Source organism: Mucilaginibacter sp. (assembly GCF_028288225.1).
Lineage (GTDB): Bacteria > Bacteroidota > Bacteroidia > Sphingobacteriales > Sphingobacteriaceae > Mucilaginibacter.
This window is the reverse complement of sequence record NZ_JAQBOC010000049.1, coordinates 38,096-62,151: the sequence shown is the minus strand read 5'-3', so window position 1 is coordinate 62,151 and position 24,056 is coordinate 38,096. Positions and strand designations below refer to the sequence as shown.

Below are 24,056 nucleotides of genomic sequence, written 5' to 3'. Positions count from 1 at the left end.
CTAAAAGTGTTCAATATGCTTGTTTCGTTAAAAAATCCTGGTAGGCCAGCTTGATACCGTCTTCCAGATTAACGGTATGTTTCCAGCCTTTGCTATGAAGTTTACTAACGTCCATTAGTTTCCTTGGAGTGCCGTCAGGTTTAGTTGTATCAAATTGTATTACACCTTTGTAGCCAACAATCCCTTTTATTAACAAGGCCAGGTCTTTAATTGACAGATCTTCGCCGGTACCTATATTAACCAATCCCTCTTCATCATAGTTCTGCATTAAGTAATAACAGGCCTCAGCAAGATCATCAGCAAATAAAAATTCTCTTTTAGGCGATCCGGTTCCCCAAATAGTTACTTCGGACACACCCAGTACCTTTGCCTCATGAAACCGGCGGATCAAAGCAGGCAGCACATGCGAATTTCGCGGATGATAATTATCATTATAACCATACAGGTTAGTAGGCATTACGGATATAAAGTTACAACCATATTGAGCACGATAAGCATCACACATTTTAATGCCCGCAATTTTTGCTATAGCGTAAGGTTCATTAGTAGGCTCCAGTAACCCTGTAAGCAAGTACTCTTCTTTTAGCGGTTGCGGGGCCAGCTTTGGGTAAATGCAGCTTGACCCTAAAAACATCAGTTTTTTTACACCACTAAGGTATGAGTTGTGGATAACATTATTTTGGATTTGAAGATTATCATATAAAAATTCGGCCCTGTATGTGTTATTAGCAATAATTCCGCCAACTTTTGCTGCCGCTAAAAAAACGTAATCAGGTTTTTCCTGATCAAAAAAATCAGCAACCTGTTGCTGGTTCCTTAAGTCGAGTGTATCCGAGGTGCGGGTTATAAATTTACTGAAACCTTCTTTTTCCAGTTTGCGTTGTATTGCTGATCCAACCATACCACGGTGGCCAGCAATATAAATTCTAGATGATTTTTCCATTTTTATTATTAGTTCATTGGGTTCACCGGTTCATTAGTTCAAAAGCATGGTAAGAATGGCACTTTGTATTTACAAACCAGCCATTATTCACCAATGAACTTATATGAACAATTGAACTAATGAACAGATTATGCCTGCCCCATTGTACCGCCAAAATTCATTGGAAAGCCGGATGGGTCCTGCTGAATTTTAATACGGCCATTTGCAGTTTCAAATTTTTCAAGATTATCTTCTAAAGCTGTTAATAATCTTTTGGCATGTTCAGGTGTTAAAATTATCCGCGATTTTACTTTGGCTTTAGGTACACCAGGCATAACACGAATAAAATCAAGCACAAACTCTGAGCTTGAATGAGTTATAATTGCCAGGTTAGAGTAAGTACCTTCTGCAATTTCCTCAGAAAGTTCAATATTTAATTGATTTTCGTTTTGTTCTTCCATGTTGTAAAATTAATAAAGCGCTTATTTAAATATAAGTTTTATTTTAATTAAATACTGTTAAATAGCAAAGCCTTCCTTTAAAGGGAAGGCTTTGCTACTATAAATTTATTTGCTTATGCTTCTACTTCTTCAGCTTTTGAAGCCATTAAGCGATCAAATTCCTCTTGTGAACCTACGCGGATATTTTCGTATTCGCGCAAACCGGTTCCTGACGGGATTAGGTGACCTACTATAACGTTCTCCTTCAAACCAAGCATTAAATCTTTTTTACCTGCAATTGCCGCTTCGTTCAGAACTTTTGTAGTTTCCTGGAACGATGCCGCCGAGATAAACGATTTGGTACCTAATGAAGCCCTGGTTATACCTTGTAGCATAGGGCTTGAAGTTGCTGCAATGGCATCACGTACTTCAACTAATTTCAAATCTTTACGTTTTAAAATTGAGTTTTCGTCGCGCAGCCTTCTTACAGAAACTATCTGGCCAGATTTTAAGCTAGTTGAATCTCCTGGTTCAGTAACAACCTTTTTATCAAAGATGTCATCATTTTCCAGCATGAAATCCCAGCTGTCAACTGCTTCTCTTTCAAGGAAACGTGTATCGCCGGCATCTTCAATAGCTACCTTCTGCATCATCTGGTGAACGATCACTTCAAAGTGCTTATCGTTGATCTTCACACCCTGTAAGCGGTAAACTTCCTGTATACCATTTACCAGGTATTCCTGCACAGCTGCAGGGCCCTTAATTGCAAGTATATCAGCAGGTGATATCGAACCATCAGACAAAGGCATACCAGCCTTCACAAAGTCGTTATCCTGTACAAGGATGTGTTTTGACAATGGAACAAGGTATTTTTTAACCTGGCCGTCTTTTGATTCAATGGTGATCTCGCGGTTACCGCGTTTAACACCACCCAAAGTTACCACACCATCAATTTCAGTTACAACAGCAGGGTTTGATGGATTACGTGCTTCAAACAACTCGGTTACACGTGGTAAACCACCTGTTATATCACGGGTTTTACCTGTTGAACGAGGTATTTTAGCAATAACCTGCCCTGTTTGCAGTTTTTCATTTTCGTCAACTGCAATGTGGGCGCCTACCGGGATGTTATATCCTTTAATAATGTTTCCTTTATTATCAGCAACCTGGATAACCGGGTTTTTAGTTTTATCCCTTGTATCGATAATTACCTTTTCACGGTGACCTGTTTGCTCATCTGATTCTTCGCGGAAAGTTATACCTTCCAAAACAGCTTCAAACTTGGCAACACCTGCAAATTCCGAAATAATTACCGCATTGTATGGATCCCATGAACAGATCCGGTCGCCTTTAGCTATCTTGCTGCCATCCTTCACATACAAGTATGCACCATAAGGAATGTTGTTGGTAACAATAACTTTATTGGTTCCCTCCTCAACTATCCTGAACTCGCCTGAACGGCCTAATACAACCTCTACCAAACCTTCTTCGGTTTTGTATTCAACTGTACGAACGTTTTCAAATTCAATGATACCTTCAAACCTTGCGTTGATCTGTGATTCAGCCGCGATGTTTGATGCGGTACCACCCACGTGGAATGTACGCAGTGTTAACTGTGTACCGGGCTCACCGATTGACTGCGCAGCAATTACACCCACAGCTTCACCTTTTTGCACGCGTTTACCACTTGCAAGGTTACGTCCGTAACATAATGCACACACACCGCGTTTGCTTTCGCAAGTTAATACCGAACGTATTTCGATACCTTCCAACGGAGAGTTTTCAATAGTTTTAGCAATCTCCTCAGTGATATCCTGGCCGGCAGATACTAATAGATTATTAGTAATAGGATCAAGCACATCATGTAAAGAGGTACGGCCTAAAATACGGTCGTATAATGGTTCAACAATATCCTCGTTATCTTTAAGGGCGGTTGTATAGATCCCTCTTAAAGTACCACAATCAACTGTACCAACAATCATATCCTGTGCCACATCATGCAACCTACGGGTTAAGTAACCAGCATCAGCAGTTTTTAACGCTGTATCCGCCAAACCTTTACGTGCACCGTGAGTTGAGATAAAGTACTCCAATACCGACAGACCTTCTTTAAAGTTTGAAAGGATCGGGTTTTCAATGATCTCGCCACCAGAACCTGATTTTTGAGGCTTAGCCATCAAACCACGCATACCTGCAAGCTGACGGATCTGCTCTTTAGAACCACGGGCCCCTGAATCAAGCATCATGTATACTGAATTGAAGCCCTGGTTATCAGATGAAAGAATTTCCATCACATTCGCGGTTAAGCGGTTGTTGATACGGGTCCAAATATCGATGATCTGGTTGTAACGTTCGTTGTTGGTAATAAAGCCCATGTTGTAGTTACCCATCACTTCTTCAACTTGTTTTGAAGCCTGTGCTATAAGTGTAACTTTCTCATCAGGGATATTAATATCCTTCAGATTAAATGATAAACCACCCTGGAATGCCATTCTGAAACCTAATTCCTTAATATCATCAAGGAACTGGGCGGCGCGTGCCATACCGGTAATTTTAACTACCTCGCCAATAATATCACGTAATGATTTTTTGGTAAGCAGCTCATTTATATAACCCACCTCAACCGGAACATGCTGATTAAACAACACACGGCCAACGGTAGTGTCAATAATTTTGCTTACTATTTGTCCGTCACGCTCTTTAATAAGGCCTTTAACCTTTATAAATGCATGCAGGTCAATTTTACGTTCGTTATAAGCAATAATTACTTCTTCAGAAGAGTAAAATGTTAAACCTTCACCTTTTACAACACGTCCTTCATCTGTTTTACGACCCTTGGTTATGTAGTACAAACCAAGCACCATGTCCTGCGATGGAACTGTAATAGGCGTTCCGTTAGCAGGGTTAAGGATGTTGTGCGATGCAAGCATTAAAACCTGGGCTTCCAAAATTGCTGCGTTACCAAGCGGTACGTGCACAGCCATCTGGTCACCGTCAAAATCCGCGTTAAAGGCGGTACAGGTTAACGGGTGTAATTGGATAGCCTTACCTTCAACCAATTTTGGCTGAAAAGCCTGAATCCCTAAACGGTGCAGCGTAGGCGCACGGTTTAATAATACAGGGTGGCCTTTTAATACGTTTTCCAAAATATCCCAAACTAACGGGTCTTTACGGTCAACAATCTTTTTGGCAGATTTTACTGTCTTAACCACACCACGCTCAATCATTTTGCGGATGATAAACGGTTTAAACAGCTCGGCAGCCATATCTTTTGGTAAACCGCACTCGTGTAATTTAAGGTTTGGACCTACAACAATTACCGAACGGGCAGAATAATCCACACGTTTACCCAATAAGTTTTGACGGAAACGCCCTTGTTTACCTTTCAGAATGTCTGAAAGTGATTTCAATGCACGGTTACCTTCGGTTTTAACGGCGTTTACTTTACGTGAGTTGTCAAATAACGAATCCACAGCTTCCTGTAACATACGTTTTTCGTTACGTAAAATAACTTCCGGTGCTTTGATCTCGATCAAACGTTTTAAACGGTTGTTACGGATAATTACACGACGGTAAAGGTCATTCAAATCTGAAGTCGCGAAACGACCACCTTCCAAAGGCACTAACGGACGCAACTCAGGCGGGATAACCGGAACGATCTTAACGATCATCCACTCAGGGTTATTTTCAATCCTGGTTTTAGCATCACGGAAAGCCTCAACAACCTGTAAACGTTTTAAAGCTTCGTTTTTACGTTGTTGTGAAGTTTCGTTTGCAGCCTGGTGACGTAAGCTGAATGATAACTCATCCAGGTCAAGGCGTTTTAACAGCTCTTCAAGAGCTTCGGCGCCCATTTTGGCTACAAACTTCTGTGGATCCTTATCATCCAGGTATTGGTTTTCTTTTGGCAGGGTATCTAAAACATCCAGGTATTCCTCTTCAGTCAGGAAATCCATTTTGTTGATACCATCAGCTTCTTTAATACCGGCCTGGATAACTACATAACGCTCGTAGTATATGATCAGGTCAAGCCTTTTTGTTGGCAAGCCTAATAAATAACCAATTTTATTTGGTAATGAACGGAAGTACCAGATATGTGCAACAGGAACTACAAGGTTAATGTGGCCCATACGCTCACGACGTACTTTCTTTTCGGTTACTTCAACACCGCAACGGTCGCAAACAATACCTTTATAACGGATACGTTTGTATTTACCGCAATGGCACTCATAATCTTTAACCGGACCAAAAATACGTTCGCAGAATAAACCATCGCGCTCAGGTTTATAGGTCCTGTAGTTGATGGTTTCTGGTTTTAAAACTTCACCGCTTGAACGTTCCAGGATAGACTCAGGCGAGGCCAGACTGATCGTAATTGTGGTGAAATTACTTTTGATTTTATTATCCTTTTTGTAAGACATAGTCTCCTTGTTTTTTAATGATTGAATTAGTGAGTTAGTGAATTAGTGAGTTAACATGTTTCGTTAAATCACTCCTTTACTATGTTTGAATTAGTGAGCTGGTAAATTATAATTGAAACTGGTCAATCAATAATTCACTAACTCACTAAATCACTAATTATTCTAACGTGATATCTAAACCTAAACCTCTTAATTCGTGAACCAATACGTTGAATGATTCAGGAACTGATGGTGTTGGCAGGTTTTCACCTTTAACAATAGCCTCGTAAGTTTTGGCACGGCCGATAACATCATCCGATTTAACGGTTAATATTTCCTGCAGTATGTTTGATGCACCGAATGCTTCGAGTGCCCAAACCTCCATCTCACCAAAACGCTGACCACCAAACTGGGCTTTACCACCCAATGGTTGTTGTGTAATTAATGAGTATGGCCCAATTGAACGTGCGTGCATCTTATCATCAACCATGTGACCAAGTTTCAGCATATATATAATACCTACTGTAGTTTGTTGGTCAAAACGATCGCCTGTTAAGCCATTGTATAAATAGGTACGGCCTGATTCTGGTAAGTTTGCTTTTTTAACCCACTCTTCCACTTCTTCATGGCTTGCACCATCAAAAATCGGGGTTGCGAATTTAATACCAAGCTCTTTACCTGCCCAACCTAATACGGTTTCATAGATCTGCCCTAAGTTCATACGTGAAGGTACACCCAGCGGGTTCAACACAATATCAACCGGTGTTCCGTCTTCAAGGAATGGCATATCCTCATCACGTACAATACGTGCAACAATACCCTTATTACCGTGACGACCGGCCATTTTATCACCCACTTTAAGCTTACGCTTTTTAGCGATGTAAACTTTAGCCATTTGAACTATACCTGATGGCAGCTCATCACCCACACTGATAGCGAATTTATCACGACGGTAAGCACCTAACTCCTCATTAACTTTGATGTTATAGTTGTGAAGTAAGATCTTGATCTGATCGTTTTTATCATCATCAGTTGTCCATTTAGTTGGGTTAATATTTTCGTAACTAAGCTCAACTAATATTTTCTGAGTGAATTTTACACCTTTTGGTACATGCAGCTCTTTGTAAACGTTGTAAACACCTTGTGATGTTTTACCGTTCACGATCTCAAATAACTTCTCGATCAAAGTGTTTTTCAGATCTTTTACTGCTTTATCATGTTTGTTATCCAGTTTTTCTAACTGTGCTTTTTCTTCAGCTTTTGAAGTTTTCTTGGCACGGCTAAATAATTTGGTATCAATAACCACACCTGCAATTGATGGTGGAGTTTTCAGGGAAGCATCTTTAACATCACCTGCTTTATCACCAAATATGGCACGTAACAGTTTTTCTTCCGGTGAAGGATCAGACTCCCCTTTTGGAGTGATCTTACCTATCAGGATATCGCCTTCTTTAACCTCGGCACCTACACGGATAATACCGTCTTCGTCAAGGTCTTTAGTAGCTTCTTCTGATACGTTAGGGATATCTGGTGTCAATTCTTCTTCACCACGTTTGGTATCACGTACTTCCAGCTCAAACTCTTCAACGTGAAGGGAAGTGAAAATATCCTGTGACACAACACGCTCAGATATAACGATCGCATCCTCAAAGTTGTAACCTTGCCAAGGCATGAATGCCACTTTAAGGTTACGGCCCAAAGCAAGTTCACCTGCTTGTGTGGCATAACCTTCGCAAAGCACTTCGCCTTTTGATACCCTTTGGCCTTTTTTAACAATAGGCTTCAGGTTCATGGTTGTACTCTGGTTGGTTTTCTTGAACTTGGTTAAACGATAGCTTCTTGAATCGCCATCAAAAGAGATTAAACGGTCAAGATCATTACGGTCATATTTAATACGGATCTCGTTTGCATCAACATATTCAACCACACCATCGCCTTCGGCATTGATCAGTGTACGTGAATCTTTTGCAACACGACCTTCCAGTCCGGTTCCAACAATTGGCGCTTCAGGGCGTAACAAAGGTACAGCCTGGCGTTGCATGTTTGATCCCATCAATGCACGGTTAGCATCATCATGTTCCAGGAACGGAATTAATGAAGCCGCGATCGAAGTGATCTGGTTTGGAGCAATATCCATTAAATCCAGTTTCTCCGGATCAATGATCGGGAAGTCACCTTCAAAACGTGCTTTTACTTTTGGTAACGCAAATACACCATTATCATCATAATGCGCGTTTGCCTGACCAATTGTTTTACCATCCTCATCCTCAGCAGATAAGTAGATAACTGCTTCCTGAACCTGTACTTTACCTTCAACCACACGTTTGTATGGTGTTTCGATAAAGCCTAAGTTGTTGATCTTGGCGTGTACGCAAAGTGATGATATCAAACCAATGTTTGGTCCCTCAGGAGTTTCAATGGTACACAACCTACCGTAGTGGGTGTAGTGTACGTCACGAACCTCGAAACCTGCACGCTCACGTGACAGACCACCGGGCCCAAGGGCTGACAGACGACGCTTGTGCGTGATCTCTGCCAGTGGATTGGTTTGGTCCATGAACTGTGATAACTGGTTTGTTCCGAAGAACGAGTTGATCACAGATGAAAGTGTACGTGCGTTAATCAGATCGGTTGGGGTAAACACCTCGTTGTCACGGATGTTCATACGCTCACGTATAGTACGTGCCATACGGGCCAAACCAACACCAAACTGAGCATATAACTGCTCGCCCACTGTACGAACACGACGGTTTGACAAGTGGTCAATATCATCCACCTCAGCTTTAGAGTTGATCAGTTTGATCAGGTACTTAACGATGGCAATGATATCCTGTTTGGTTAATACCTTTGTTTCTTCAGAGGTACTCAATTTCAACTTACGGTTGATGCGGTAACGGCCCACATCGCCCAGGTCATATCTTTTATCAGAGAAGAATAAACGATCAATGATACCACGGGCTGTTTCTTCATCAGGTGGTTCAGCGTTACGTAACTGACGGTAGATGTGCTCAACCGCCTCTTTCTCTGAGTTGGAAGTATCTTTTTGTAAGGTATTATATATAATAGTATAATCACCGCTGGTTGAAGCATCTTCCTTATTCAGGATGATGGTTTTAACGCCAGCATCAATGATCATATCAATATGGTCATCTTCCAGTACGGTTTCACGCTCAAGAATGATCTCATTACGGTCGATAGAAACAACTTCACCTGTATCTTCATCCACAAAATCTTCAACCCATTTTTTGAGCACCCTTGCAGCAAGCTTACGGCCAATGAATTTCTTCAAGCCAGATTTGCTCACCTTTACTTCGTCGGCCAGTTCAAACAACTCTAATATATCTTTATCAGAGTCATAACCAATGGCACGAAGCAATGTAGTAACCGGGAATTTCTTTTTACGGTCTATGTATGCATACATCACGTTGTTAACGTCAGTAGCAAACTCAATCCATGAACCTTTAAAAGGTATAACACGGGCAGAGTATAATTTTGTACCGTTAGTGTGGCGGCTTTGACCAAAGAACACACCTGGTGAACGGTGCAATTGTGATACAATTACACGCTCGGCACCGTTAATAACAAAAGTACCTTTAGGGGTCATGTATGGGATAGTTCCCAGGTACACGTCCTGTACAATTGTTTCAAAATCTTCGTGTTCCTCATCATTACATGACAGGCGAAGCTTGGCTTTTAAAGGTACACTATAAGTTAATCCGCGCTCAATACACTCCTGTATATCATAACGTGGCGGATCAATAAAGTAGTCAAGAAACTCTAAAACAAAGATGTTTCTTGAATCTGATATCGGAAAATTTTCGGCAAACACTTTAAACAAACCTTCTTTATAGCGGTTGTCTGAGGTGGTTTCCAATTGAAAAAATTCCTGGAAAGATTGCAACTGCACATCCAGAAAATCAGGGTAATCAAGTACCTTTCTACTGGTTGCAAAGTTTACTCTTTGATTATTTTTGTTTGCCAAGGTATTATAATTTTAGTTTATTAATAAACCTGTGTTTAGAAGTGAGATAGGAGACGAGAGATGTGAGATGAAATTTTTGCGAAGCAAAAGAAATCTAATATCTCAAATCTAATATCTCAAACCTATTGTATATAAACAGCAATAGACCCCGACCAAATTGGTCGGAGTCTCATGCTATATGTTATTGGGTTAAATTATTTAACCTCAACTACTGCTCCGGCTTCTTCTAATTGAGTTTTCAATGATTGAGCCTCTTCTTTAGATACACCAGTTTTTACTTCTTTAGGTGCGCCATCAACTAAATCTTTAGCTTCTTTCAAACCAAGACCAGTTAAGTCTTTCACTAATTTAACAACTGCTAATTTTGAGCCACCTGCTTCTTTCAGGATAACGTCAAATGCAGTTTGTTCTGCAGCAGCAGCAGGGGCATCATCGCCACCAGCAGGAGCAGCAGCAACAGCTACAGCTGCAGCAGCAGGCTCAATACCATACTCATCTTTTAAGATCTGAGCTAATTCGTTTACTTCTTTTACTGTTAAGTTTACCAACTGTTCAGCAAACGCTTTTAAATCCGCCATTTTATTTAAATTTTACTTTTAATGCTTTTTGTTTGTTAATATCGAACTTTAATAAGGTGTTCGTTAACCTCTTTCCTGTAATGTTTTTACAACACCTGCCAGTATATTTCCGCCTGATTGTAATGCAGAAATAACGTTTTTTGCAGGTGATTGCAGTAATCCGATTATCTCGCCGATCAATTGTTCCTTTGATTTCAATTTGATCAAAGTATCGATCTGGTTATCACCGATAAATATCGCTGAATCAATATAAGCTGCTTTTAAAACTGGTTTGTCACCTTGTTTCCTTAATTGTTTGATCAGTTTTGCCGGAGCAGTTGCTGATTTTGAGAAAAGGATTGATGATGAACCTTTTAATACATCAAATATTGGAGTATAATCGCCGCCTGCAGCCTCCATAGCTTTTTTAATCAAGCTATTTTTTGCTACCTTCATCGTAATGTCGCTTTCGAAACATTTACGACGGATGTCATTGATCTTTGCAACCGTCAGATCAGAAGTATCAGTAATATAAAAGTTACCGTATTCATTCATCTGCTCAGTAAGGGCAAGAACAAGATCGTGTTTTTCTTCTTTATTCATGATTAAATCCCCGCTACTGTTTTAGTTTCAATTGCAATTCCTGGTGACATAGTAGAAGAGATGTGAATACTCTTGAAATATGTTCCTTTTGCTGCAGATGGTTTTAATTTTGAGATAGTTTGCAATACTTCTAATGCGTTCTCATAAATTTTATCTGCAGAGAAAGATGCTTTTCCTATTGAGGTATGGATGATACCTGTTTTATCAACTTTGAAGTCAATTTTACCACCTTTTACCTCAGTTACAGCTTTTCCAACTTCTGGAGTTACTGTTCCTGATTTAGGGTTTGGCATAAGGTTACGTGGGCCTAATATACGACCTAAACGACCTACCTTAGCCATAACACTTGGCATAGTGATGATAATATCAACATCAGTCCATCCGCCTTCAATCTTGGCAATATAATCATCCAAACCTACGTAATCTGCACCTGCGTCTTTTGCTTCTTGTTCCTTATCAGGAGTACAAAGCACCAGTACACGTACAGTTTTACCGGTTCCATGAGGTAATGTTGCAATACCACGCACCATTTGATTGGCTTTACGCGGGTCAACACCTAAACGAACGTCTATATCAACTGATGAATCAAATTTAGTTAAGGTTAATTCCTTTACCAAAGCTGATGCAGCTTCTAATGAATACGATTTGTTTGCCTCAATTTTGGAGAGTGCCACTTTCTGATTTTTTGTTAATCTAGCCACTGTCTTAAACTGATTTTAATATAAATTAATTAATTCCAGGGAGCCGTACCTGATACGGTGATTCCCATACTACGGGCAGTACCTGCCACCATTTTCATGGCTGATTCAACTGTGAATGCGTTAAGATCCACCATTTTATCTTTAGCAATAGTTTCAACCTGTGTCCAATTTACATTGGCTACTTTTTTACGGTTGGGCTCTGCTGAACCACTTTTTAATCCTGTTGCTTCCAATAACTGGATTGCAACCGGAGGGGTTTTAATGATAAAATCGAAAGATTTATCAACGTAAACAGTAATCAAAACAGGCAACACTTTACCAGGTTTATCCTGGGTACGTGCATTAAACTGCTTGCAAAACTCCATGATGTTCACCCCTTTTGCACCTAACGCAGGTCCAATTGGTGGTGACGGGTTTGCAGCGCCGCCTTTTACCTGCAGCTTTACCATCGCACCGATTTCTTTTGCCATTTTAATTTACTTTAATTATAACTCAATGTTAGTAAGTGGAAGCTAAGTAACATTTAAGGTTTTTAGATTTGAGATGTTAGATTTGAGATTTGAGACTCCTATCCTATTTACAAACCTGTATGTTTTTATATTATTATTTAGTTTGATCAATTTGACTTTTCGATGTCTCACATCTAAAATCTCCTATCTCAAATCTATTCTTTCTCTACCTGCATGTAATTCAATTCAAGCGGCGTACGGCGCCCAAATATCTTTACCATTACCTTTAGTTTCTTTTTCTCTTCGTTAACCTCTTCAATTACACCGCTAAAGCCGTTGAATGGACCGTCCATTACTTTTACGCTTTCGCCTATGTAATAAGGCACATTCATTGTTTCGCCCTGGGCGCTCATTTCATCAACCTTACCTAAAATACGGTTAACTTCGGCCTGGCGTAATGGAATAGCATTGCCGGCTTTATCGCCTAAAAATCCTATTACACTATTTATATTCTTTATAATGTGCTCGGTTTCGCCATCAAGTACAGCTTCCATCAATACATATCCCGGAAAATAGTTACGCTCTTTAGCTATCTTTTTTCCGTCGCGCATTTGATAGTACTTTTCAGTAGGTATTAATACTTGAGGTACCAAATGCGTAATGCCCAAACGACTAATTTCGGCATCTATATATTGTTTTACCTTTTTCTCTTTACCACTGATGGCCCTCACTACATACCATTTCAATTGATCACTCATCGCTATCTCCTAAGTATTATGTTAGTGAATTATAAAATGTAGTAATCAAACGCTGTATGATCTGGTCCATACCTAAAATAACCATAGCTATAATAATTGCAGCAACCAACACCAATACGGCACTGCTTTGCAATTCGCGCCAGGTAGGCCAAGTTACCTTTTGAGTTAACTCGATGTATGATTCTTTAATATATTCAGCTACGCCTGCCATTTTTTATTGTTTACTTATGCACGGGAACAAGGATTCGAACCCTGATCAAAGGTTTTGGAGACCTCTATTCTACCGTTGAACTATTCCCGTGTATATTTAATAATAAGAAAACATAAGTTTGCTTTTTACAGTCAAACTTATGTTTCCAATTAACCTTTTTGAAATTCTTATTTCAAAATTTCAGTTACCTGACCAGCACCTACTGTTCTGCCACCTTCACGGATAGCGAAACGTAAGCCTTTTTCCATAGCGATAGCGTTGATCAATTTTACAGTGATGGTAACGTTATCACCTGGCATAACCATTTCTACACCTTCGGCTAATGAAATTTCACCAGTTACGTCAGTTGTACGGAAATAGAATTGCGGGCGGTATTTATTGAAGAATGGAGTATGACGGCCACCTTCTGCTTTTGATAATACGTAAACTTCAGCTTTGAAGTCAGTGTGTGGAGTTACTGAACCTGGTTTGCAAATAACCATACCACGACGGATATCAGTTTTTTCAATACCACGTAACAATAAACCTACGTTGTCACCAGCTTCACCTCTGTCCAAAATCTTACGGAACATCTCAACACCTGTTACAGTTGATTTTAGGTTTTCAGCACCCATACCTAGGATGTCAACCGCTTCACCTGAGTTGATTACACCACGCTCAATACGACCGGTAGCAACAGTACCACGACCAGTAATTGAGAATACGTCTTCAACCGGCATTAAGAAAGGAAGCTCAGTTAAACGTGGAGGAATAGGGATCTGTGTATCTACAGCGTCCATAAGCTCCATAATTTTTTCAACCCATTTAGGATCGCCGTTAAGACCACCTAAAGCTGAACCTTGAATTACAGCGATATCGTCTCCGGGATATTCGTAGAATGATAATAATTCACGAATTTCCATTTCAACTAATTCTAATAATTCCGGATCATCAACCATGTCAACTTTGTTCATAAACACAACTAATGAAGGCACACCTACCTGGCGGGCTAACAAAATGTGTTCACGAGTTTGAGGCATCGGACCGTCAGTAGCAGCAACAACGATGATAGCACCGTCCATTTGAGCAGCACCTGTAACCATGTTTTTCACATAATCCGCGTGACCTGGACAGTCAACGTGAGCATAGTGACGGTTAGCAGTTGAATATTCAACGTGGGCTGTATTGATAGTGATACCACGCTCTTTTTCTTCAGGAGCTGAATCGATTGAATCGAATGAACGAGCTTCTGAGAAACCTTTATCAGATAAAACTTTTGTAATAGCTGCGGTAAGGGTTGTTTTACCGTGGTCAACGTGACCGATTGTACCGATGTTTAAGTGCGGTTTACTGCGGTCAAACTTTTCTTTTGCCATGATTTATAATTATTATTTGTAGGTTAATTTATACTTAAAAATGTTATTCTTTTACTCTCTATATTCTTTATTGAGCCAACAATGGGATTTGAACCCATGACCTCTTCCTTACCAAGGAAGTGCTCTACCCCTGAGCTACGTCGGCTTATTGTTCTTAGTTTGCAGTTGTTAGTTCTCTGTTTGCAGTCACTTGTTATCATTTACAGTTACCTGCCTAAATCAAACTGCTTACTGCTAACTGCCTACTGTAACCGAGCGGAAGACGAGGTTCGAACTCGCGACCTATAGCTTGGAAGGCTATCGCTCTACCAACTGAGCTACTTCCGCTTTTTTTAAATTCCAAAAACTAAACTCTAAACTCTAAAGTATTTTAGAATTTAGAATTTAGCTATTCTGGAATTTTCCAGTGGGGGGAGAAGGATTCGAACCTTCGTAGCCGAAGCAACGGATTTACAGTCCGTCCCATTTGACCGCTCTGGTATCCCCCCAGTTGTTTATTCCGGATTCGCAATGTCCAAAGTTGAAGCTAAACATTACTCTTCCGAAAAAAACAGAGCCTCCTATCGGGATCGAACCAATGACCTACTGATTACAAGTCAGTCGCTCTACCAGCTGAGCTAAGGAGGCTTATATTTACTTTGCTTTTCGTTTTTTATAAAACCTTAATTGGTTTCAAAAATCAGAGCGGCAAAACTAATAAGCTTTTTTATATTTTAAAGAACATTCCCAACTTTTTTTTCAGTGCTTAGCACCTCTCTGAAAGGGATTGCAAATCTACAAAAATTTAAACCTGTACAAAATTTTTTATCAAAAAAAATCGACAGGCTGTAAACCCGTCGATTTTTACTTAAAAAAGGGCCTTTTCAGGCTTATAAATCATCATCCGCCGTCATCAGTATGGCCTTTTTGGCCGCGGCATCAGCAATGGTTTTCTTCTGTTTGTGCTTTTCAATCTGCTTACGAAGGCTTTCGATCACCAAATCTGTTGCTTCTTCAAAACTTTTGCACTGCTCTTTTGCAAAGATCCGGTTTCCGGGTAACAATATTTTTATTTCCGTTATTTTATTTGCCTCATCTTCCACATTCTCAAGCTTTAAGTAAACTTCGCCACTTATTATCTGGTCATAAAAAGTATCAAGCTTATCAGCTTTTTTCTGAATAAAATCTAATAATTTCCTGTCTGCGGTAAAATGAATTGATTGCACTGTAAGTTTCATGTTTCCTCCTTGAATTACGCCTTTGGATGGGCTTGTTTGTAAATAGACTTTAATCTTTCAACTGAATTGTGTGTATAAATCTGAGTCGCGCTTAGGTTAGCATGACCCAAAAGTTCTTTGATTGAATTTAAATCGGCTCCGTTATTAAGCAAGCTTGTTGCAAACGTGTGCCTAAGTACGTGAGGACTCCTTTTACTTTGGGTTGATATATTGGAGAGGTATTTCTGCACTATTAAATATATTAGTTTGGGGTAAGCATCTGCTCCTTTAGTTGTAACGATTAATGTTACCGAATTGTTATTAAAATTTTGATTTTTCTTTAACTCCAGGTATTTGCCCAGCAGTATACGCAGCTCTGTATTGATAGGTATGATGCGCTCCTTGTTACGCTTGCCCAAAACCTTTAAGGTGCCTTCATAATCATTAATATCCTGATCCTTAAGCCCCAGCAGTTCGGCCAGACGCATACCGGTCCCAAACAGCATTTCAATGATCAGCTTATCGCGCTGGCCGGTAAAATCATCTGTAAATATTTCGTTATCATCAAGCATCTGGGTTAGCTTGGCATCCTCAACTATAACGGGCAGATTTTTGGGTATTTTTTGCGAGCGTATTTTAGACGATGGATTCTCGGTGAGCACTCCTTCCTGCAACAAAAATTTAAAATATTTTCGCAGGGTGGCCATTTTACGGTTTACAGAACGGGCCGTAAGCTTTTGACCTATAAGTTCAACCATCCAGTTACGGATGTCATGATAGCTTATTTGATTGGGATGGGTAATAGTTGGTTCGGGAACAATGCCGGCCTTATCCGGGTTGTTCAAAAAGCGTATGAACTGCTCCAGGTCTGATTCATAAGCAGATACCGTGTGGGGTGAGTACCGCTTTTCGAACTTAATGTATTGGATAAAACGCTCTAAAAACATAAAAACTATTTGAACATCCAGACAATGAATGTACAAATAGTTTTAATATAGTGTTAAGAAATCTGAAAAAATTCTTTTACAAGAATTAAACAGTTTCTAAGTTCATATTTTGCTTGTAAATAGCATGTTTAACAACATGACGACGAGTTACAGATTTTTTTTCGAATGCCTGACGACTGCGAAGCTCTCTTAATACACCTGTTTTCTCAAATTTCTTTTTGAAGCGTTTCAATGCTTTATCTAATGATTCGCCTTCTTTTACGTTAATGATGATCATAATTCCTAAATACCTCCTTTCAAGGAGGGCCAAAGATATGTACAAATATTTGAAAATCAAATAGTATTTGGCTTTTTTTATTGATCAAGCTTTAAATCTACTTGTTTATTTCTCTTAAACTAATAAAGGCCACCGCTGGTGGCCTTTATTAGTTATTCTAACGGGTTTATATTATTTATCCCAGTACATCCTGGTATTCATAACATCAGCACCCTGACGGGCTATTACAGCGTTGTAATTGGCTGCATTTTGATTAGCCTCTGTTTGAGGATACTGTTGCCTGCGCGGAATGTTCTGGCCCGGGCTTAATGATCCTGGTACAGGGTCAAGCAGCTTGGGCAAACCTGTTCTGCGGTATTCCGCCCATGACTCCCAGCCATCACCTAAAAATCCTGCTATCCATTTTTGTAACAGTATTTGATTTAAGGCAGTGCTTGCAGAGAATTTTACCGAAGCTTGTGCCAAATAAGTTGCAGCATCTGTACTGGTTAATCCATTTTGAGTTAATGATGCAGTTACACCCTGATTGTAATAATCAGCAGCAGCGCCATCACCACCAGATATCCAGCCTAAATGAGCTGCTTCGGCCTGGGTAAACAATGTTTGTGCATAAGATGTCCATACTGTTGGTGAACTCTGTGCAGAAACCCCAATCCCAATTAATGAAATATTACCTGGTTTGGTCCGGGTACCTTTAACATAAGCACCCAGGGCATCGCCAAATGTACCATAAGGCAGACCTACATATGTACTTGATGCGGTTGGAGCAGCGTAAACCGCCAATCTTGGATCGCTAAGACCGCTAAGTGTATTTACCAATAAGCTGCTTACCGCATAATCATAACGACCATTACGATAGTTAGTATAATACGGATTCTCGTTAGTTGAAGCGGCCAGGTAAGCGTAAGATGCATTATCATCATTTGAACTCATTAAGCCACCTGCTACAGCTTTTGCATATTCTGTTTTTCCGGTAGTTGGATCAACTTTTGAAAGCCTTAAAGCCATAACGGCATGTAAAGAATTTGCCCAGTGTTTCCATTTGGTGTTATCACCGTTAAATAAAATATCGCCGGTTAGTGCAGCGCCGCTGTCAAATTGATTTTGTGCTTCATCCAGTTCTTTCATCAAAGCAGCGTATATATCCTTTTGTGCATCAAAAACTGGGGTAACATTAGCTATACTACCTAAAGCCTGCGTATACGGGATATCTCCCCACCTGTCAGTAATGGTCAGGTAAATAAAAGCGGTAAGGATACGTGCAGAAGCAATCTGATTGTTATTTGAACCAAATTTAGTAACTGTTGTCAAACTTTTCTTTGCCGCATCTGTATTAGTAGCAATAATAGTTTTTAAATCCTGTAACGGGCCGGTATAATACGTTGCATAATCATATTGCTTTAATGCAAACAATGATTCGTTAGTATAAAACGTTTCTGCCATATACTGCGAGTATAACTCACCACAATAGGAGTTGATATTGGTTGTTAAACCAGCACCGTTTATGCCACCTAAAAACTGTATGGAGCTGCTTAACATATAACCCGTCTGAACATTTGGCGATTGGTTGGGACTAACGTTTACATCGCCCCCAACTTTACATGAAGCCAGGATAATTACACCAGCCCCAATAATATATTTACTTATATTGAATAGTTTTTTCATGATTTTTTTGATCTTATCTTATTAGAAAGTTAATTTAAGGTTAAAACCTAAGTTTCTTGTGTTTGGCAACTGCCCACCTTCATAAAAGGATGTTTGCAGTTGAGAAGGGTCAACACCTTTAACTTTGGAATAGATCATCCATGGGTTTTGAGAGGTTATGCCAAAATAAGCAGATTGGAACGGAAGTTTGCCAAGCATCTTTTTGGGGAATGAATAACCAATGCTAACTTCTCTTAATTTCACATAAGAAGCATCAAAGGTGTATTTTTCCCATATCTGGCTATATACTTGCTCATATAACGAACGTGTTTCTACATAAGTGGTGTTTGGCGTTCCATCTGCATGAACACCTGCTACCAGGGTACCGCCACCGTCAGCTACAGCATTACGTACCGGGTTACCTTTGGCATTATTACCAACGGTTTCAGCTCCAAGACCTGAACCATTCAGGTTCTGCTGGGTAACAGATACAAATTTGCCGCCTTTTTGAAAATCAAGAGAGAAGGCCAATGTAAATCCTTTATAATTAAATGAGTTTGAAAAACCACCGGTATAACTTGGCAGCATGCTACCTAAATTAACCGTACTACTCCAGGTTGGCATACCACTGGCATCAACTACGATGTTACCATTCTTATCACGTATAAAGCCTGAGCCAATAATTTGGCCGTATGAGCCCCCAACTACACCATTAACACCAAACCTTGGAGAACCAGTAAACCCGAAACTACTTATACCGGCAGCCTGATTACCTCCAGATATACCATAACCACCAAGACCATCAGGAGCAACTGGTAAAGTAAGTGTGCCAGGATATAGTGATAAAATTTTGTTACGGTTAAACGCAATGTTAAAATCAACATTCCAGGTAAAATCCTTTGATTTAACAGGTGTGCCACCAAGAGAGATCTCAATACCGTTATTTCTGATAGAACCTGCATTCACTACAGCGGTTGAATAACCGGATGTTCCATTAATAGGTAATGGCAATATCTGGTCTTTTTGTGTACGTGTATAGTAGTTAAAATCAAACTTGATCCTGTCTTGAATAAAATGCAATTCTGTACCTACTTCATAAGAGGTAGAAAGAGACGGTTTTAGAGTTGCATTTGGCAGGGTGTTTGGCACTGTTTGTATAGGCGACAAACCGTAAGGAGTTGTACTTAAAGTGTAAGTCTGATAAATTTGATATGGCGTTGCATCTGAACCTAACTTGGCTGCTGACAATCTTAATTTACCAAAAGTAAATATATCATTCTTCGGCATTAACTCCGTAAATACAAATGAACCAGAAAGACCACCGTACCAGTATGAATTATTATCTGTAGGCAATGTTGAAGAGTTATCATTACGTACGTTAAAATCAAGATATAGGAAATTCTTATATCCAAATGAGGTATACGCGTAATAACTGTTTACACGTTGTAAGCTATTATAGCTTAATGATGTTGGCGCGTTTGATGAATTACCTAAGGTGTAAAGATCAGGTATTGCCAAACCACCATTGGTGTTGCCACCGGTATATAATAAGCGATCCTGACGGGTTTCTGCATATGCACCAGCTTTTACTGACAGATCACCAAAAACGTGATTGTAAGCAACGTTTGCTACATAGTTGTTTTCTTTGTAAGTATATTGGCTTTGAGAATAGCTATCCAGGTTAAGTGTTCCTGAACCTACCCGTGCATTATCATCACGGTTTAAAAGGTCCTCTCTTGCTATCAATGATACCGCTAAGTCTTTTGTAAATTGATAACTAGCGGTAATATTACCGTATATACGGTTGCTGTTTGATTTAGAGGTATTTTGATAAACCTCTGTATAAGGGTTATCCCAATAGTGAGGAGTTAAATCATCAGGGCTGGTAATGTTCCATGAAGTAAAAGTACCATCAGCACGCTGGTAGTTTTTAAGTTTGCTCATGTCAATATCCCGGTGAAACCACTGGCTGAATGAACCGGTAGTTTGGGTTGCGTAACCTTCCTGAGGTATATTGTTTGAATTGATTTGCGAGAAGTTAACATTTGCGCTTACCGTTAATTTCTTAGTAAGCTTTAACTCACCATTCAAACCTACGTTATTACGTTTTTGATCGCTATTGGGTGTAATACCTGTACGATCAATATTAGTGTACGATACGCGGAAGTTATAATTATCAGCCGCTTTTGAAAACGCAGCATTGGTATTATAAGTAACACCGGTTCTGTAAAAATCACGAACGTTGTTTGGCTGAGGTACAAATGGCACTAGCTTACCATAACCTGCGTTTGTTGGATCCCAGAAATACCACGGCGCATATAAAGTACCGTCCATTTTAGGTCCCCAGCTTTCATCAACACCGTAATCATAATACTTTACTCCGTTAAAGCCAGCGTTTGTGGTAGGAGATGATGCCGGATCATAAGTATAAGTGTTCCACTTTATACTGGTACCACCACCATATTCGTTTTGATAATTAGGCAGCTGATAAACTTTTTCAAAAGTGGTTGATTGGTTAAATGACACACCTACACCTTTATCAACACCTTTTTTAAGTTGAATAACAACCGCTCCTTCAGATGCCCGTTGGCCATATAAAGCGGTGGCAGCCGGACCTTTCAATACAGTAAGAGATTCAATGTCATCGTTGTTTACCGCGTTAGGGTCGGTAATAACACCATTTACTACATAAATTGGGTTACCTCCTGATAAGGAGTTAACACCACGGATACGAATGGTTGAAGTTCCGAATTTGGCACCTGAACCGCCCAATACCTGCACACCAGCAATTTTACCTGCCAGTGCAGTGTTTAAGTCTGATTGCTTGGTTATCGTTAAATCATCACCTTTAACTGCCTGAGCAGCATAACCTAATGATTTTTGTTCACGTGAAATACCTAAGGCAGTAACGATTACCTCATTTAGTCCGTGACTTGATAATTCAAGGGCTACATTCAGATTATTCGTATTATTATTAATAATTACATCTTTATTAGCATAACCAATAAAGCTAAATGATAAGGTTGCACTAACAGGAGCATTTAGGGTAAATTTACCGTTGATGCCAGTTTGGGTACCTGTTGTTGTCCCTTTAATTTTCACGGTTACACCCGGGAGGGGTAACCCATCTTCCTTCGCCGTAACAGTACCTGAAATGGTGCGGCTTTGCGCAAATAACTGGGTTACAGCTAGTAATAAATTGCACAAAATAATAAGTATTCTTTTTTTCATATAAAAGAAATTAGTTAATAGTTAAGCTGGTAAATGTAACTGGGAGTATGAAATAAAACCAAATAATTAATGTAACATTTCCTTTACAATGATTTTTTTAACTTGTACCTATTTTTTTTTCATATAACCATGAAACAAAATAAAAACGTCAACGTTATACAAAGGTTATTTAATCATTTCGTTAATAACAAGACAGTAATTTAGTTAATTAAAACAGGGAAAATACGCGAGGTATTTTCCCTGTTTGTTTTTATACAAACCTGATGATGAAAACCGTAAACAGCTGACGAAAAGTATTGAATAACCGAAGCCGGTTAATGTTAAATCAGCAAGCTAATTTAGCATTAGGTAATCAATCAGAAAAATAGCTGGTAAAACCTTACATCTATAATAATAATATTATAAACAAAAAAAGGATGGCAATTGCCATCCTTTTTTTGTTTATTGAGAAATAATATTCTGATTATTTTGCAACTTTTTTTGCAGGGAATAATGGAAGAATAATAACGGCTAACAAAGCAGCAACTTCTAATACAACTAACATAACTTTAATTTTTTGATGAATGACAATAATAATTTAATAGCTCGTAGAAACCGATTATCATCCTTAATATACACCATGGATTTTTCAATACAGGTTTAGGATTTAAGAACAATTAAACTCTTTCTGTACGGGTAACGGCTAAAAACATGCCACAGCTAAAAATCTGTTTTTTTGTAAAAAAAGTGTCGGATTTATAATTTATCAAAATCAAAAAAACTTAAAAAAAAGAAACTCATTATTAGATTTTACCGCTGATTTTCAGGCATAAATCAAAAAAAAATCAGCTTTTAGATATAAAAAAAACTGATTATAGAAAAAATACAAGTACTTAAGGATAAAAAAACTGCCATACATGAACATCGATGCTAAAATCAAAAAAACAAAAAGTGGTTTCAGGTTTTGGTAAGGGCAGCAATAAAATAGTAGCAGCTTTTACATTTTTTTGTAAAATAAATTACAGTCAAGTAAAGCATTCACAATAAGTTAGTTAGGCGGAAAGTCAAATTGCCAATTTGTCAGCAAGCATGACAAAGCCAAGCCTACTGACAATCAGGCATTTATAATATGCTTATTTGTAGAGACACGTGATTGCGTCTCCCGCTATTCACATCCGCACTATCCCCGCAGTACTTCCCGGCTGATCACAATTTTTTGTATCTCAGATGTCCCTTCGCCTATAGTGCATAGTTTGGCATCGCGATAGTATTTTTCAACCGGGAAATCTTTGGTATAACCATATCCCCCGAATATCTGTACTGCCTCAGTAGCGGTACGTACAGCTACTTCCGATGCATAATACTTAGCCATGGCCGCTTGTTTGGTTACTGGCAGATGCCGATTTTTCAGATCGGCAGCCTGCATAACCAGCAGCTCAGCCGCTTCAATTTCGGTTGCCATATCAGCCAGCTTAAAGGAGATACCTTGAAAATTGCTGATAGACTGCCCAAACTGTTTACGCTCTTTTGAATAGGCCAGGGCAGCTTCAAACGCGCCCTTAGCAATACCTAACGACAATGCTGCTATAGAAATACGGCCGCCATCCAATACCTTCATGGCTTGTTTAAAGCCTTCGCCCTCTTTACCCAGCAGGTTTTCTTTGGGAACGCGGCAGTTATCAAATATCAGTTCGGTAGTTTCTGATGCGCGCATGCCCATTTTGTTCTCTTTTTTACCGTGTGTAAAACCGGCAGTACCCTTTTCAATAACCAGCGCCGATATGCCATGCGAATCGCCTTTTTGGCCTGTACGCACCATCACTACGGCTACATTGCCTGATTTACCGTGTGTTATGAAGTTCTTTGAGCCATTCACTATATAATGGTCGCCATCCAATATTGCTGTGGTGTTCATACCCATGGCATCGGATCCGGTGTTGGACTCTGTTAATCCCCATGAACCCAGCCATTCGGCAGTAGCCAACTTGGGCAGCCATTTGTGTTTCTGCTCCTCGTTGCCGAAAGCCAGTATATGACCGGTACATAAGGAGTTATGTGCAGCCAGCGACAAACCTATAGAGCCGCATACTTTAGCTATCTCTGAAATTACGGTTACATATTCGGCATATCCAAAACCCGAGCCGCCGTATTGTTCGGGCACAACAACGCCCATCATACCCAGTTCGCCCAGTTGTTTAAATAGTTCAAGCGGAAAGTGTTGTGTTTCATCCCACTCCATCACGTATGGCCTGATGTTTTTTTCGGCAAAATCCCGGGCCATTTGTCCTACCATACGCTGGTTATCATTTATAGAAAAATCGAACCCTGCAGGCGTGTCTGTTAATAAAGAATCCATGTATTTTTAAATTGGTTACCACAAAGTAACGGATTAATTATCAGCTTA

General features: G+C 39.6%; 17 protein-coding genes and 5 tRNA genes. All 22 read right to left on the bottom strand.

All coding sequences use genetic code 11. The features are described 5' to 3' along the window. Positions 1-10: 10 nt before the first annotated feature. The 22 genes from JWQ54_RS14990 to JWQ54_RS14885 all read right to left on the bottom strand — a co-directional run bounded on the left by JWQ54_RS14990 (position 11) and on the right by JWQ54_RS14885 (position 24,008). A complete protein-coding gene (locus JWQ54_RS14990) occupies positions 11-943 on the bottom strand; it encodes a GDP-L-fucose synthase (protein ID WP_299586129.1) in 933 nt (310 codons plus the stop codon). Between the two features lie 128 nt (positions 944-1,071). Then, complete coding sequence (locus tag JWQ54_RS14985) at positions 1,072-1,383, bottom strand: DUF3467 domain-containing protein (RefSeq protein ID WP_299586126.1); 312 nt, start codon at positions 1,381-1,383, stop codon at positions 1,072-1,074. A gap of 113 nt (positions 1,384-1,496) precedes the next feature. Then, a complete protein-coding gene (gene rpoC / locus JWQ54_RS14980) occupies positions 1,497-5,783 on the bottom strand; it encodes a DNA-directed RNA polymerase subunit beta' (protein WP_299586123.1) in 4,287 nt (1,428 codons plus the stop codon). Positions 5,784-5,940: 157 nt separating this feature from the next. Continuing rightward, positions 5,941-9,744 carry a DNA-directed RNA polymerase subunit beta gene (gene rpoB / locus JWQ54_RS14975; RefSeq protein WP_299586121.1) on the bottom strand — a complete coding sequence of 1,268 codons (3,804 nt, stop codon included), beginning with the start codon at positions 9,742-9,744 and terminating at the stop codon, positions 5,941-5,943. Positions 9,745-9,938: 194 nt separating this feature from the next. Continuing rightward, a complete protein-coding gene (gene rplL / locus JWQ54_RS14970; RefSeq protein WP_144248325.1) occupies positions 9,939-10,322 on the bottom strand; it encodes a 50S ribosomal protein L7/L12 in 384 nt (127 codons plus the stop codon). A 63-nt stretch (positions 10,323-10,385) separates the two neighbouring features. Continuing rightward, positions 10,386-10,904: a 50S ribosomal protein L10 gene (gene rplJ / locus JWQ54_RS14965; RefSeq protein ID WP_299586118.1), complete on the bottom strand. Its 519-nt coding sequence runs from the start codon at positions 10,902-10,904 to the stop codon at positions 10,386-10,388. A 2-nt stretch (positions 10,905-10,906) separates the two neighbouring features. After that, entirely contained in the window at positions 10,907-11,605 is a 699-nt protein-coding gene (gene rplA / locus JWQ54_RS14960) for a 50S ribosomal protein L1 (protein WP_299586115.1), read from the bottom strand. A gap of 29 nt (positions 11,606-11,634) precedes the next feature. After that, a complete protein-coding gene (rplK, locus tag JWQ54_RS14955; protein WP_299586112.1) occupies positions 11,635-12,075 on the bottom strand; it encodes a 50S ribosomal protein L11 in 441 nt (146 codons plus the stop codon). A 194-nt stretch (positions 12,076-12,269) separates the two neighbouring features. Next, the gene (gene nusG, locus JWQ54_RS14950) at positions 12,270-12,812 is read right to left on the bottom strand and encodes a transcription termination/antitermination protein NusG (protein ID WP_290324705.1); all 543 of its coding nucleotides are present in this window, start codon (positions 12,810-12,812) and stop codon (positions 12,270-12,272) included. 16 nt (positions 12,813-12,828) lie between these two features. After that, positions 12,829-13,023: a preprotein translocase subunit SecE gene (secE, locus tag JWQ54_RS14945; protein ID WP_299586109.1), complete on the bottom strand. Its 195-nt coding sequence runs from the start codon at positions 13,021-13,023 to the stop codon at positions 12,829-12,831. Between the two features lie 19 nt (positions 13,024-13,042). Continuing rightward, positions 13,043-13,113, bottom strand: a tRNA-Trp gene (locus tag JWQ54_RS14940). A gap of 77 nt (positions 13,114-13,190) precedes the next feature. Continuing rightward, a complete protein-coding gene (gene tuf / locus JWQ54_RS14935) occupies positions 13,191-14,378 on the bottom strand; it encodes an elongation factor Tu (protein WP_299586106.1) in 1,188 nt (395 codons plus the stop codon). Positions 14,379-14,451: 73 nt separating this feature from the next. After that, positions 14,452-14,523: transfer RNA gene (locus JWQ54_RS14930), tRNA-Thr, on the bottom strand. A gap of 109 nt (positions 14,524-14,632) precedes the next feature. Continuing rightward, positions 14,633-14,705: transfer RNA gene (locus JWQ54_RS14925), tRNA-Gly, on the bottom strand. An 80-nt stretch (positions 14,706-14,785) separates the two neighbouring features. Next, positions 14,786-14,866: transfer RNA gene (locus JWQ54_RS14920), tRNA-Tyr, on the bottom strand. Positions 14,867-14,932: 66 nt separating this feature from the next. Next, positions 14,933-15,005 (bottom strand) — tRNA-Thr (locus tag JWQ54_RS14915). Positions 15,006-15,247: 242 nt separating this feature from the next. Continuing rightward, positions 15,248-15,595, bottom strand: coding sequence for a ribosome-associated translation inhibitor RaiA (gene raiA / locus JWQ54_RS14910; protein ID WP_299586103.1), 348 nt, complete (start codon positions 15,593-15,595; stop codon positions 15,248-15,250). Between the two features lie 14 nt (positions 15,596-15,609). Continuing rightward, a complete protein-coding gene (locus JWQ54_RS14905; RefSeq protein WP_299586101.1) occupies positions 15,610-16,521 on the bottom strand; it encodes a tyrosine-type recombinase/integrase in 912 nt (303 codons plus the stop codon). 85 nt (positions 16,522-16,606) lie between these two features. Continuing rightward, on the bottom strand, positions 16,607-16,798 hold the full coding sequence (gene rpsU / locus JWQ54_RS14900; RefSeq protein ID WP_183568293.1) for a 30S ribosomal protein S21: 192 nt from the start codon (positions 16,796-16,798) through the stop codon (positions 16,607-16,609). Positions 16,799-16,969: 171 nt separating this feature from the next. Then, positions 16,970-18,463: a SusD/RagB family nutrient-binding outer membrane lipoprotein gene (locus JWQ54_RS14895; protein WP_299586099.1), complete on the bottom strand. Its 1,494-nt coding sequence runs from the start codon at positions 18,461-18,463 to the stop codon at positions 16,970-16,972. A 21-nt stretch (positions 18,464-18,484) separates the two neighbouring features. Further along, the gene (locus JWQ54_RS14890; protein ID WP_299586097.1) at positions 18,485-21,673 is read right to left on the bottom strand and encodes a SusC/RagA family TonB-linked outer membrane protein; all 3,189 of its coding nucleotides are present in this window, start codon (positions 21,671-21,673) and stop codon (positions 18,485-18,487) included. A 1,159-nt stretch (positions 21,674-22,832) separates the two neighbouring features. Then, complete coding sequence (locus tag JWQ54_RS14885; RefSeq protein WP_299586094.1) at positions 22,833-24,008, bottom strand: acyl-CoA dehydrogenase; 1,176 nt, start codon at positions 24,006-24,008, stop codon at positions 22,833-22,835. Between the last annotated feature and the right edge of the window lie 48 nt (positions 24,009-24,056).

Excerpts from the sequence above, each read along its gene's own strand:
- JWQ54_RS14990 (WP_299586129.1), bottom strand. The coding sequence starts at position 943 with ATGGAAAAATCATCTAGAATTTATATTGCTGGCCACCGTGGTATGGTT.
- JWQ54_RS14985 (WP_299586126.1), bottom strand. The coding sequence starts at position 1,383 with ATGGAAGAACAAAACGAAAATCAATTAAATATTGAACTTTCTGAGGAA.
- rpoC (WP_299586123.1), bottom strand. The coding sequence starts at position 5,783 with ATGTCTTACAAAAAGGATAATAAAATCAAAAGTAATTTCACCACAATT.
- rplL (WP_144248325.1), bottom strand. The coding sequence starts at position 10,322 with ATGGCGGATTTAAAAGCGTTTGCTGAACAGTTGGTAAACTTAACAGTA.
- rplJ (WP_299586118.1), bottom strand. The coding sequence starts at position 10,904 with ATGAATAAAGAAGAAAAACACGATCTTGTTCTTGCCCTTACTGAGCAG.
- rplK (WP_299586112.1), bottom strand. The coding sequence starts at position 12,075 with ATGGCAAAAGAAATCGGTGCGATGGTAAAGCTGCAGGTAAAAGGCGGC.
- nusG (WP_290324705.1), bottom strand. The coding sequence starts at position 12,812 with ATGAGTGATCAATTGAAATGGTATGTAGTGAGGGCCATCAGTGGTAAA.
- secE (WP_299586109.1), bottom strand. The coding sequence starts at position 13,023 with ATGGCAGGCGTAGCTGAATATATTAAAGAATCATACATCGAGTTAACT.
- tuf (WP_299586106.1), bottom strand. The coding sequence starts at position 14,378 with ATGGCAAAAGAAAAGTTTGACCGCAGTAAACCGCACTTAAACATCGGT.
- raiA (WP_299586103.1), bottom strand. The coding sequence starts at position 15,595 with ATGAAACTTACAGTGCAATCAATTCATTTTACCGCAGACAGGAAATTA.
- JWQ54_RS14905 (WP_299586101.1), bottom strand. The coding sequence starts at position 16,521 with ATGTTTTTAGAGCGTTTTATCCAATACATTAAGTTCGAAAAGCGGTAC.
- rpsU (WP_183568293.1), bottom strand. The coding sequence starts at position 16,798 with ATGATCATCATTAACGTAAAAGAAGGCGAATCATTAGATAAAGCATTG.
- JWQ54_RS14895 (WP_299586099.1), bottom strand. The coding sequence starts at position 18,463 with ATGAAAAAACTATTCAATATAAGTAAATATATTATTGGGGCTGGTGTA.
- JWQ54_RS14890 (WP_299586097.1), bottom strand. The coding sequence starts at position 21,673 with ATGAAAAAAAGAATACTTATTATTTTGTGCAATTTATTACTAGCTGTA.
- JWQ54_RS14885 (WP_299586094.1), bottom strand. The coding sequence starts at position 24,008 with ATGGATTCTTTATTAACAGACACGCCTGCAGGGTTCGATTTTTCTATA.